This is a genomic window from Massilia sp. CT11-108 (genome assembly GCF_047302915.1).
Classification (GTDB): Bacteria; Pseudomonadota; Gammaproteobacteria; order Burkholderiales; family Burkholderiaceae_D; genus Telluria; species Telluria orientalis.
The window spans coordinates 1-10,522 of record NZ_JBKYMO010000190.1 but is presented as its reverse complement, the minus strand read 5'-3'; the positions used below and the strand labels follow the sequence as shown (position 1 = coordinate 10,522).

At 63.7% G+C, this 10,522-nt stretch carries 11 protein-coding genes and 2 tRNA genes; 1 reads left to right on the top strand and 12 read right to left on the bottom strand.

Going from position 1 to position 10,522, the window contains the following annotated elements:
* Position 1 precedes the first annotated feature (1 nt).
* The 12 genes from ACEN88_RS16225 to lepA all read right to left on the bottom strand — a co-directional run bounded on the left by ACEN88_RS16225 (position 2) and on the right by lepA (position 10,038).
* A tRNA-Gly gene (locus tag ACEN88_RS16225) sits at positions 2-77 on the bottom strand.
* 78 nt (positions 78-155) lie between these two features.
* Positions 156-231: transfer RNA gene (locus ACEN88_RS16220), tRNA-Gly, on the bottom strand.
* 85 nt (positions 232-316) lie between these two features.
* Complete coding sequence (gene pgsA / locus ACEN88_RS16215; RefSeq protein WP_056137323.1) at positions 317-901, bottom strand: CDP-diacylglycerol--glycerol-3-phosphate 3-phosphatidyltransferase; 585 nt, start codon at positions 899-901, stop codon at positions 317-319.
* Positions 902-1,003: 102 nt separating this feature from the next.
* Positions 1,004-2,872 carry an excinuclease ABC subunit UvrC gene (uvrC, locus tag ACEN88_RS16210; protein ID WP_413341162.1) on the bottom strand — a complete coding sequence of 623 codons (1,869 nt, stop codon included), beginning with the start codon at positions 2,870-2,872 and terminating at the stop codon, positions 1,004-1,006.
* A 161-nt stretch (positions 2,873-3,033) separates the two neighbouring features.
* On the bottom strand, positions 3,034-3,429 hold the full coding sequence (acpS, locus tag ACEN88_RS16205; protein WP_413341160.1) for a holo-ACP synthase: 396 nt from the start codon (positions 3,427-3,429) through the stop codon (positions 3,034-3,036).
* The gene (gene pdxJ / locus ACEN88_RS16200) at positions 3,429-4,214 is read right to left on the bottom strand and encodes a pyridoxine 5'-phosphate synthase (RefSeq protein ID WP_413341158.1); all 786 of its coding nucleotides are present in this window, start codon (positions 4,212-4,214) and stop codon (positions 3,429-3,431) included. Before pdxJ ends, acpS begins: the two co-directional genes overlap by 1 nt.
* Before the next feature lie 17 nt (positions 4,215-4,231).
* Complete coding sequence (gene recO / locus ACEN88_RS16195) at positions 4,232-5,047, bottom strand: DNA repair protein RecO (RefSeq protein ID WP_413341156.1); 816 nt, start codon at positions 5,045-5,047, stop codon at positions 4,232-4,234.
* 23 nt (positions 5,048-5,070) lie between these two features.
* Positions 5,071-5,994, bottom strand: a complete 924-nt coding sequence (gene era, locus ACEN88_RS16190) for a GTPase Era (protein WP_413341155.1) — start codon at positions 5,992-5,994, stop codon at positions 5,071-5,073.
* Positions 5,991-6,818, bottom strand: coding sequence for a ribonuclease III (rnc, locus tag ACEN88_RS16185; protein WP_413341153.1), 828 nt, complete (start codon positions 6,816-6,818; stop codon positions 5,991-5,993). Before rnc ends, era begins: the two co-directional genes overlap by 4 nt.
* A 62-nt stretch (positions 6,819-6,880) precedes the next feature.
* Positions 6,881-7,294 (bottom strand): DUF4845 domain-containing protein, encoded by a 414-nt coding sequence (locus ACEN88_RS16180; RefSeq protein WP_413341151.1) that lies wholly within the window; start codon positions 7,292-7,294, stop codon positions 6,881-6,883.
* 18 nt (positions 7,295-7,312) lie between these two features.
* Positions 7,313-8,227 carry a signal peptidase I gene (gene lepB, locus ACEN88_RS16175; protein ID WP_413341150.1) on the bottom strand — a complete coding sequence of 305 codons (915 nt, stop codon included), beginning with the start codon at positions 8,225-8,227 and terminating at the stop codon, positions 7,313-7,315.
* A 17-nt stretch (positions 8,228-8,244) separates the two neighbouring features.
* Complete coding sequence (gene lepA, locus ACEN88_RS16170; protein ID WP_413341149.1) at positions 8,245-10,038, bottom strand: translation elongation factor 4; 1,794 nt, start codon at positions 10,036-10,038, stop codon at positions 8,245-8,247.
* 288 nt (positions 10,039-10,326) lie between these two features.
* Here lepA and ACEN88_RS16165 point away from each other — a divergent pair.
* The coding region (locus tag ACEN88_RS16165) for a hypothetical protein (protein ID WP_413341147.1) at positions 10,327-10,522 on the top strand (196 nt) is incomplete at its 3' end.

Sequence of the window (10,522 nt, the reverse complement as noted above, 5' to 3'; positions counted from 1 at the left end):
CTGGAGCGGGAGAAGAGTCTCGAACTCTCGACCTCAACCTTGGCAAGGTTGCGCTCTACCAACTGAGCTACTCCCGCGTCGCTGGAACTTGCGATTATCTCAGATTTTCGACTGCTTTCCAAGACAACCTTTTTATTACTTCGACAGGCAAACTGTGGAGCGGGAGAAGAGTCTCGAACTCTCGACCTCAACCTTGGCAAGGTTGCGCTCTACCAACTGAGCTACTCCCGCTTCGTTTCGTTTGCTGCGTTGTCGTTGCAACAGGCAGGCATTATAGAGATGCTGAGCTATGTGTCAAGGATGACCCAGCAGAAACTTATACCGTGCCCGACTTTTCCTTGATCAGCGGCCACGCGCGGCGCAGGTAGTAGAACATCGACCAGACCGTCAGCACGCCCGCGATCCACAACAGGATCTCGCCGCACTTGTGGATGTCGAGCACGCCGTCGAACATGGGATCGTGGAACAGCAACATCGGGATGGCGACCATCTGCGCAGCCGTCTTGATCTTGCCCAGCGAGCTCACGGCGACGGACTTGCGTGCGCCGATCTCGGCCATCCATTCGCGCAGCGCGGAGATCGTGATCTCGCGGCCGATGATGATGAAGGCGATGATGGCGTTCACGCGGTCCAGCTGCACGAGCACGAGCAGTGCGCCCGCCACCATCAGCTTGTCCGCGACGGGGTCGAGGAAGGCGCCGAAGGCCGACGTCTGGTTCCAGCGCCGGGCGAGGTAGCCGTCGAACCAGTCCGTGATCGCGGCGACGATGAACACGAGCGTGGAGGCCAGGTTGCGGTCGGCCACGTGCAGCCAGTGTTCGGGGAGATAGTAGACGCCAACGACCAGCGGAATGAGGGCGACGCGTAGCCAGGTCAGGAGAATCGGAATATTGAAAGGCATGGGGTGAGGCTGATCGTGCTCTGCTTGTTGAGTTGCGTGCGCGCTAGTCTACATGGCTCTTGCCGTTTAAACCAGTTGAGCCATCCGTGACGCGCCCCCCTCTCAGTGCAGTTGCCGATAAATCTCTTCCGCCAGCGTACTGGAAATGCCTTCCACCGACATCAGGTCCTCCACGCTCGCATCGATCACGCCCTTCAGGCCGCCAAAGCGCGCGAGCAGCTTCTGGCGGCGCTTGGCGCCGATGCCCTCGATCTCTTCCAGGCGCGACGCCTGGCGCGTCTTGGCGCGTTTGGCGCGCATGCCCGTGATGGCGAAGCGGTGCGCCTCGTCGCGGATCATCGCCACGAGCATCAGCGCGGCCGATTCCTTGCCCAGTTCCTGCGGCGGGCGGCCATCGGCGAAGATCAGCGTCTCGAGGCCGACCCTGCGCCCCTCCCCTTTCGCCACGCCGACGATGTTGCCGATGTCGAGGCCCAGCTCCGTAAAGACCTGGCGCGCCATCTCGACCTGGCCCTTGCCGCCGTCGATCAGCGCGATGTCCGGCATCACGCCCTCGCCGTTCGCCACCTTTTCGTAGCGCCGCGTCAGCACCTGGCGCATTGCGGCATAGTCGTCACCCGGGGTGATGCCCGTGATGTTGTAGCGACGATATTCGCCGTTCTGCATCTGGTGGTGATGGAACACGACGCACGACGCCTGCGTCGCCTCGCCCGCCGTGTGGCTGATGTCGAAGCATTCGACGCGCAGGGACTCGAGATCCTCGCTGTCGAGGCCCAGCACCTCCGCCAGCGCGCGCGTGCGCGACTGCTGCGAGCCCTGCTCCGACAGCAACCGCGCCAGCGAGATTTCCGCGCCCTTCTGCGCCAGTTCGAGCCATTGGCGGCGCTGGCCCTGCGGCTGGAACACCAGGTTGATGCGGTGGCCGCACTGCTCCTGCAGCGCCATCATCAGCTCGGGCTGGTCGAATTCGATGTTCAGGATGATGATGCCCGGGACGAATTTGTCGCCGTAATGCTGCGCCATGAACGCCGCGAGCACTTCCACTTCGATCGGGCACTCGTCCATCGCCTCGCCCACCTGCGTCGGGAAGTACGCGCGGTCGCCCAGGTGGCGGCCGCCGCGCACCATCGCCAGGTTGACGCACGCGCGCCCGCCCTGCACGACGACGGCGATTACGTCGACGTCCGCATCGCCCGTCGTCTCCATGCTCTGCTGGTGCAGCACGCGCGACAGCGCCTGGATCTGGTTGCGCACGCTCGCCGCCTGCTCGAACTTCAGGTCCTCGGCATACGCGAGCATCTTCTTCTCGAGTTCTTCCAGCACTTCCGTCTGGCGGCCGCGCAGGAATTTCGCGGCGTTGTCGACGTCGCGCCTGTAGTCTTCCGGCGCGATCAGGTCGACGCACGGCCCGCTGCAGCGCCCGATCTGGTGCAGCAAACAGGGCCGCGTGCGGTTGGCGAAGACGCTGTCCTCGCACGTACGCAGCATGAACACCTTCTGCAGCAGCTGCATCGATTCCTTCACGGCCCACGCGCTGGGGAACGGCCCGAAGTACTGGTTCTTCTTGTCCAGCGCGCCGCGATAATAGGCCATGCGCGGATAGTCGCCCGCCGTCAGTTTCAAATACGGGTAAGACTTGTCGTCGCGGAACAAGATGTTGTAGCGCGGCTTGAGCGTCTTGATCAGGTTGTTTTCCAGGATCAGCGCTTCGGCCTCGCTGTGCGTCACCGTCGTTTCCAGGCGCGCGATCTGCGACACCATCATCGCGATGCGAGGGCTCGACAGCGTCTTCTGGAAATAGCTCGACACGCGCTTCTTGAGGTTGCGCGCCTTGCCGACGTAGAGAACCCTGTCTTCTGCGTCGAAATAGCGATACACGCCGGGCAGGTCGGGCAGCTTTGCCACCGTCGCCAGGACTTGTTCGCGCGCCGCCTCGGTGGGGCGCACGGGTGATTCCGCATCCTTCGTCATCGTCGCGATCAATTCCTCTTTCATGGCTTGCCACGCATCCGGACGGGCGCGCGGCACTTGCGCCGGGGACGGCAGCGGCTTGCGCCGGCGCGCCTTTAGTCCCGTACTTACTACGACTTCGTCTGTCACTTCCGCTACACCCAGGCAGCGGACAACAACAACTACGGCGCCTGGGTGACGATGACGAACGCGACGCCGTAATCGGCTTCGTCGCTGATCGTCACCTGGGCCGTGAGCCGGTGCGTCCGCATGAATTCATCGAGCGCCCCGCTGCATACGATCATCGGCTTGCCGCTCGGGGCGTTGAGCATCTGGGCCGAGCGCCAGGTCATGGGCATGCGTAGCCCCAAGCCGATCGCTTTCGAGAACGCCTCCTTGGCCGAGAACCGGGTGGCCAGGAAGCGCAGCCCCCGCACCTCGTTCTTGGCGCGGCGGGCGTGGTATTTGACGAGTTCCTCGGGACCGAGGATCTTTTCGGCGAAGCGTTCGCCGCTGCGCTTGAGGGCCGCCTCGACGCGCGAGATCTGGACGATGTCCGTGCCGATCCCGTAGATCATCACTGGCCCGCTTTGGACGAGGCGTAAGAGACGCCCAGGCGCGCCGCGACCATGATCGCCTTCATCTCGCGCACGGCGTTTTCGAAGCCCGCGAACAGCGCGTGCGCGACGATCGCGTGGCCGATGTTCAGCTCGTGGATCTCGGGGATCGCGGCGATCGGCTGCACGTTCGTGTAATGCAGGCCATGGCCCGCGTTGACGCGCAGGCCGTGCTTGACGCCGGCGCGCACGCCCGCCTTGACGCGTTCCAGCTCGCGCGCATGCTCTTCGGCGTTCCCGGCCTCGGCGTAGCGCCCCGTGTGCAGCTCGATGACGGGCGCGCCGACGGCGGCCGCGGCGGCGATCTGCTGCTCGTCGGCGTCGATGAACAGCGACACGCGGATGCCCTCGCCTTTCAGTTGCCGGATCGCGGCTTCGACTTCCTTCTGGTAGCGGATGACGTCCAGGCCGCCTTCCGTCGTCACTTCTTCGCGGCGCTCGGGCACGAGGCACACGTCCTGCGGTTTCACTTTGCACGCGAAGTCGATCATCTCCTGCGTGACGGCCGCCTCCAGGTTCATGCGCGTCGCGAGTTGCGGGCGGATGGCGAGGACGTCGGCGTCCTTGATGTGGCGGCGGTCTTCGCGCAGGTGCAGGGTGATCAGGTCGGCGCCCGCCTGCTCGGCGATCAGCGCGGCGCGCAGCGGGTCGGGATAGACGGTGCCGCGCGCGTTGCGGACGGTGGCGATGTGGTCGATGTTCACGCCCAGGTCGATCACCTGGCCGGCGGGTTGCAGGAAGCTCATGGTCGTAGTCTTTGTTCTTAAAGCTGCATCAGGTCGATCAAAATCTGGCGCGTGTTCAGCGGCGCGCCTCCCAGGTGATAGGCCAGCAGGAAGCGCATCAGCTGCTTGCTTTGCGCCTTCGTCTGCGGGTCGGCGTAATCCTCGCGTTCCATGTCGACGAGCGTCTTGCCGGACACTACCGGCCACGACTCCACGGCCTGCGCCGTGCGTGCGCCGCGTTCCGGGTCGACGACGTACAGGCCGTCCGGCTCGACCGGGGCGCGCGTCGTCGTGCAGCGCGTCAGGTCGGCGGCGACCCCGGTCTCCTTAAGTAAGGCCCGTTCGAATTTTCGCAAGGCGATCGGCGCCGGTTCGCCGTGCGCCAGTTCGTTGAGTGTCGCGACGTAGTGGTTGAACAAGGCCGGATGCGCATCGTCGCGCGCCAGCAGCTTCACCAGCAATTCATTGAGATAGAAGCCGCACAGCAGCGCGGTCTTCTCGATCGGCAGCATGCCGCCGACCCATTCGGCGTCGATCAGCGTGCGCAGTTCGGACTTGCCCGAGAAGGACACGGACAGCGGTTGAAAGGTCTGCAGCACGCCCCGTAGTTTCGAATGCGGCCGTTTCGCACCCTTCGCGACGACGCCGATCCGGCCGTGATCGCGCGTAAAGAGGTCGACGATGAGGCTCGTCTCCTTGTACGGATAGCTGTGCAGCACGAAGGCCGGTTGGCCGGCAATCCGCTGGCCGACCACGCGGCCTTCGCGCGCGGGCGTGCGGCGCCTGGCGCCGGCCGTCGCCGGGGCATGGGCGTCGTTATCGTTGTCGATGAGTTCGTCGTCGCGGCTCGGCATGCGTACGCTCCCGCCCCGGCTTGTTACTCGTAACCGTAAGCGCGCAGGCCCGCTTCGTTGTCGGCCCAGCCGGACTTCACCTTGACCCAGATTTCCAGGTACACCGGGCCGCCGAACAGCTTTTCCATGTCGAGGCGGGATTGCGTGGAGATCTCTTTCAGGCGCGCGCCCTTGTTCCCGATGATCATGGACTTGTGCGTGTCGCGCTCGACGAGGATCGCGGCGAAGACGCGGCGCAAATTGCCTTCTTGCTGGAATTGTTCGATGAGGACGGTGCTCGTGTACGGCAGCTCGTCGCCCAGCAGGCGGAACACTTTTTCGCGCACGATCTCGGCCGCGAGGAATTTCTCGCTGCGGTCCGTGATGTCGTCCGGGCCGAAGATCGGCGGATTTTCCGGCAGGTGCCGCTTGATCTCGCCTTCGAGCGCATCGACCTGGAAGCGCAGCTTCGCGGACACGGGCACGACCGCGGTGAAATCGCGCAGGCTGGCGACCTTCGCGGCGAACGGCATCAGCTCGGCCTTGTCCTTCATGCGGTCGGACTTGTTGATGACGAGGATGACGGGCACGTTCTTCGGCAGCAGGTCCGCGACCAACTGGTCGGCCGGGCCGAACGTGCCGGCCTCGACGAGGAACAGGATCACGTCGGATGCCGTCAGCGTGTTCGACACGGTCTTGTTCAGCGTCTTGTTCAGCGCATTCGCGTGGCGGGTCTGGAAGCCGGGCGTGTCGACGTAGATGAACTGGGCGTCGTCGCGGGTCTGGATGCCCGTGATGCGGTGGCGCGTCGTCTGCGCCTTGCGCGACGTGATCGACACCTTGGCACCGATCAGCACGTTCATCAACGTCGACTTGCCCACGTTCGGACGGCCGACGATGGCGATGTAGCCGCAGCGGAAGCCTTCCGGTGCAGAGTCGTTGGTCTCGGTGGTGGTCTCGATGTTCATGCTGGGGTGTTTCCTGACTTGTGGGTTTGTTTCTGCTGCGACTGCGGCTCCTCGGCCTGCACCGCCAGCTCGGTCTGGTCGGTGGCGATGCCCGCCAGCTTCAGCTGGGCCGACCGGGGCCGCGATTTGCGCGCCGTGGACGGACTTTTTTGCAGCAGTTGCTCGGCCGTTTCCAGCGCGAGGCGCGCCGCGGCCTGCTCGCCGGCGCGGCGGCTGCCGCCGCGGCCGAAGACCTGGATGCCCAGCTTGGGCACGAGGCACTCGATCTCGAACTCCTGGCTGTGCGCAGCGCCGTGCGTGGCGACGACGTTGTACGTGGGCAGCGAGATCTTTTTGCTCTGCAAGAACTCCTGCAACAGGGTCTTGGCATCCTTGCCGAGCGTACGCGGGTCGACGGAATCGAGCAGCGGAATATAAAACGAACGGATCGCGTCGCGCGCCGCATCGAAGCCGCTGTCGAGGAAGATGGCGCCGAGCAGCGCTTCCAGGGTGTCGGCGAGGATCGACGGCCGGCGGAACCCGCCGGATTTCAACTCGCCCTCGCCCAGGCGCAGGAATTGCGACAGTTCCAGCTTCTGGGCGATCTCGAACAGCGATTGTTGCTTGACGAGGTTGGCGCGCAGGCGCGACAAATCGCCTTCGGCCAGGTTGTTGAATCGTTCGTACAGAATGGAGGCGACGACGCAGTTCAGGATCGAGTCGCCGAGGAATTCCAGGCGCTCGTTATGCAGACTGCTGTGGCTACGGTGGGTCAGCGCCTGTTGCAGCAGGCCGGCGTCCCGGAACGTATAGCCTAGGCGAGTTTGCAATAACTGAAGATTCATTGTAGTACCAATCTAATGGGCCGGCGCCGCGCGCCGATCCCATCGCGCGCCCTCCCGGCGTATTACTTGTCGGCCTTGTCGGCCTTGGCGGCATTGTTGCCGCTGGGGTCGGTGGTACCGTCGAACTTGAACGTCAGGTTGATGCTGTCCGTCAGCGGCACCTGCTTCTCGTAAGCGAAGCCGATCTCGGTCGTGCCGCCATCGCGCGTGATCACGAGGTCGCGGCCCTGGATGGCCGACACGTCGTTGACGCCGGCATTCTTGTCGAACGCCTGCCGGATCTCGCGCACGGTGCCGGAACCGGCCTCGGCCTTCGCCTTGGCGATCGAATCCTTGACGGCCCGGTACTCCAGGAAAGCCGGCGTCACCTTGATCGCCACCAGCGCCAGCGCGCCCAGCACGATCAACACGACGATCAGGCCCGACAGCGAGACACCGCTTTCCGCACCGATCCGATACCGCTTGCCACCTCTCATCACACCCTCCGCGTCGGCTTAGTGGATACCGCCGATGCGCTTCAGGTTGCTGAAGTTCATCCAAACAAACACAGCCTTGCCGACGATGTTCTGGTCCGGCACGAAGCCCCAGTAGCGGCTGTCTGCGCTGTTGTCGCGGTTATCGCCCATCATGAAATAATTGCCCTCCGGTACGATACAGGTAAATTGATCGTAGGAATAGGTGCAATTTTCGTGATGGGGGAACTCCTCCACGGCGCTCTGGTTGTAGGTGCGGGCACCGTCCATGTTCAGGATACGGTGCGGCGCGTTCGTCAGCTTTTCCAGGAATTGCTTGTGGTAGACCGGGCGCTCGTCGTCCAGGTAATCGTCCATCGGCACGTACTCGACCGGCTGGCCGTTCACGGTCAGGCGCTTGTTCTCGTAAGTGATTTTATCACCCGGTATGCCGATCACGCGCTTGATGTAGTCCTGGCTCGGATCCTTGGGGTATTTGAACACCATGACGTCGCCCCGCTGCGGATTGCCCACCTCGATGATCTTCTTGTTGATCACCGGGAGACGGATGCCGTAGTCGAACTTGTTCACGAGGATCAGGTCGCCCACGAGCAAGGTCGGCACCATCGACGACGACGGGATCTTGAACGGCTCGAACAGGAAGGAACGCAGCACGAACACGAGCGCGATCACGGGGAAAAAGCTGCCGGAATACTCGACCCACGTCGGCTGGCGCAGGATCGATGCCTCCAGCGCCGCGCGGTTGCCGTTGTCCAGCTTGATGCCGTCGGCCGTCAGCTTGGCGTGGCGCGCGTCGTATTCGGCCAGGGCCGCGTCCGCCTTCGCGCGGCGCTGCTTCGCGAGGACGAACACGTCCAGGCACCAGATGACGCCCGTGATCACCATGGCCACGAACAAAATCAGGGCAAAATTGCCGAGGATCGGTTGCAGATTCATCGTTTCTGATTCTTCCCTTATTTTTCTTCCACTTGGAGGATGGCAAGGAAAGCCTCTTGCGGGATCTCCACCGAGCCCACCTGCTTCATGCGTTTCTTGCCGGCCTTTTGTTTCTCAAGCAGCTTCTTCTTGCGGCTGACGTCGCCGCCGTAGCACTTCGCCAGCACGTTCTTGCGCAGCGCCTTGACGTTTTCGCGCGAGATGATCGTCGCGCCGATCGCGGCCTGGATCGCCACGTCGAACATCTGGCGCGGGATCAGTTCGCGCATCTTCGCGGCCACCTGGCGGCCGCGGTAGGCGGCGTTGGCGCGGTGCACGATGATGGCGAGCGCGTCGACCTTGTCGCCGTTGATCAGCATGTCGACCTTCACGACGTCCGACGCGCGGTATTCCTTGAACTCGTAGTCCATCGACGCATAGCCGCGCGACGTGGATTTCAGGCGGTCGAAGAAGTCGAGCACGATCTCGGCCATCGGGATCTCGTACACCAGTTTCACCTGGCGGCCGTGGTAGCTCATGTCCATCTGCACGCCGCGCTTGCCGGTGCACAGCGTGATGACGGCGCCGACGTATTCCTGCGGCATGTACAGATTGACGGTGACGATCGGCTCGCGCACTTCGTCGATCTTCGACACTTCCGGCATCTTGGACGGGTTGTCGACCTTGATCATGGAACCGTCGCGCATCACGACTTCGTACACGACGGTCGGGGCCGTCGTGATCAGGTCCTGGTCGAATTCGCGCTCCAGGCGTTCCTGGATGACGTCCATGTGCAGCAGGCCCAGGAAGCCGCAGCGGAAGCCGAAGCCCAGCGCCTGCGACACTTCCGGCTCGTACTGCAGCGCGGCGTCGTTCAGCTTCAGCTTTTCCAGCGAGTCGCGCAGTGCGTCGTACTGGTTCGCTTCGACCGGGAACAGGCCGGCGAACACCTGCGGCTGCACTTCCTTGAAGCCGGGCAGCGGCGCCGGGGCCGGGCGCGACGCGAGGGTGACGGTATCGCCCACCTTCGCGGCCTTCAGTTCCTTGATACCGGCGATGATGAAGCCCACCTGGCCGGCCTTCAGCTCCGGCAACGGCACGGAGCGCGGCGAGAACACCCCGACCTGCTCGACCAGCTGCTGCGAGCCCGTCGCCATCAGGAGAATCTTGTCCTTCGGACGCAACGTGCCGTTCTTCACGCGCACGAGCATCACGACGCCGACATAGCTGTCGTACCACGAGTCGACGATCAGCGCCTGCAGCGGCGCGTCCGGATCGCCTTCCGGCGGCGGCACTTTCGCGATCAGCGTTTCCAGCACGTCTTCCACGCCCAGGCCCGTCTTCGCGGAGCAGGTGGTGGCGTCGGTGGCGTCGAGGCCGATGACGTCCTCGATTTCCTGCTTCGCGCGGTCCGGATCGGCGTGCGGCAGGTCGATCTTGTTCAGGATGGGCACCACTTCCACACCGAGGTCCAGCGCCGTGTAGCAGTTGGCGACGGTCTGCGCCTCCACGCCCTGCGACGCGTCGACGACGAGAAGCGCGCCTTCGCAGGCGGACAGCGAGCGCGACACTTCATAGCTGAAGTCGACGTGGCCCGGGGTGTCGATCAGGTTCAGGTTATAGATCTGGCCATCGCGTGCCTTGTAATGCAGCGCCGCGGTCTGGGCCTTGATGGTGATGCCGCGCTCGCGCTCCAGGTCCATCGAGTCGAGCACCTGCTCGTCCATTTCACGTTCCGACAGGCCGCCGCACAGCTGGATGATGCGGTCCGCCAGCGTCGATTTACCGTGATCGATGTGGGCGATGATGGAAAAGTTACGTATGTTTTTCATTAACAAACTCAAAACCAAAAAGAGCGGCACGCGGCCAGGCCGACAGGCTTGGCTCCTGCCGGCGCAATACGAAAAAAGCGCCGCGTCTGGGGGACGGGAAGTTCCCCGGGCGAGCGCCTTATCGGGCGAATCGCGGCTCATGAAGGCCGCGGCTTGACCCGCAAGCTGCCCATTTTACCGGATTTCGAGGCAGAAAGCCCGGTTTCCGGGGAGGACCACGATTCAAGTTGGCCATTGGCGCGCCGTTAATGGCACATCGGCACCTTACGGCCCTTCTTTTTTGCCACCATGATCTACACGTCCGAACCGCAGCAATGGCGCACACAGCTTTCCTTGCCCATCGAGCAACGCATCCTGCCCCTGCCCGATGAAGTGCGCGACATCGTGCACCAGGTGAACATGGCGACCGGACTGGACGCCGTGCCCGCCCCGTGCGTGCCGGATGCCGCCCTGCAGGCGGACCTGCGCGCCGCGCTGGCGGGCA

What these genes read in the sequence shown, in the direction of transcription:
- pgsA (WP_056137323.1), bottom strand. Translation starts at nt 901, where the DNA reads ATGCCTTTCAATATTCCGATTCTCCTGACCTGGCTACGCGTCGCCCTC.
- uvrC (WP_413341162.1), bottom strand. Translation starts at nt 2,872, where the DNA reads ATGACGAAGGATGCGGAATCACCCGTGCGCCCCACCGAGGCGGCGCGC.
- acpS (WP_413341160.1), bottom strand. Translation starts at nt 3,429, where the DNA reads ATGATCTACGGGATCGGCACGGACATCGTCCAGATCTCGCGCGTCGAG.
- pdxJ (WP_413341158.1), bottom strand. Translation starts at nt 4,214, where the DNA reads ATGAGCTTCCTGCAACCCGCCGGCCAGGTGATCGACCTGGGCGTGAAC.
- recO (WP_413341156.1), bottom strand. Translation starts at nt 5,047, where the DNA reads ATGCCGAGCCGCGACGACGAACTCATCGACAACGATAACGACGCCCAT.
- era (WP_413341155.1), bottom strand. Translation starts at nt 5,994, where the DNA reads ATGAACATCGAGACCACCACCGAGACCAACGACTCTGCACCGGAAGGC.
- rnc (WP_413341153.1), bottom strand. Translation starts at nt 6,818, where the DNA reads ATGAATCTTCAGTTATTGCAAACTCGCCTAGGCTATACGTTCCGGGAC.
- ACEN88_RS16180 (WP_413341151.1), bottom strand. Translation starts at nt 7,294, where the DNA reads ATGAGAGGTGGCAAGCGGTATCGGATCGGTGCGGAAAGCGGTGTCTCG.
- lepB (WP_413341150.1), bottom strand. Translation starts at nt 8,227, where the DNA reads ATGAATCTGCAACCGATCCTCGGCAATTTTGCCCTGATTTTGTTCGTG.
- lepA (WP_413341149.1), bottom strand. Translation starts at nt 10,038, where the DNA reads ATGAAAAACATACGTAACTTTTCCATCATCGCCCACATCGATCACGGT.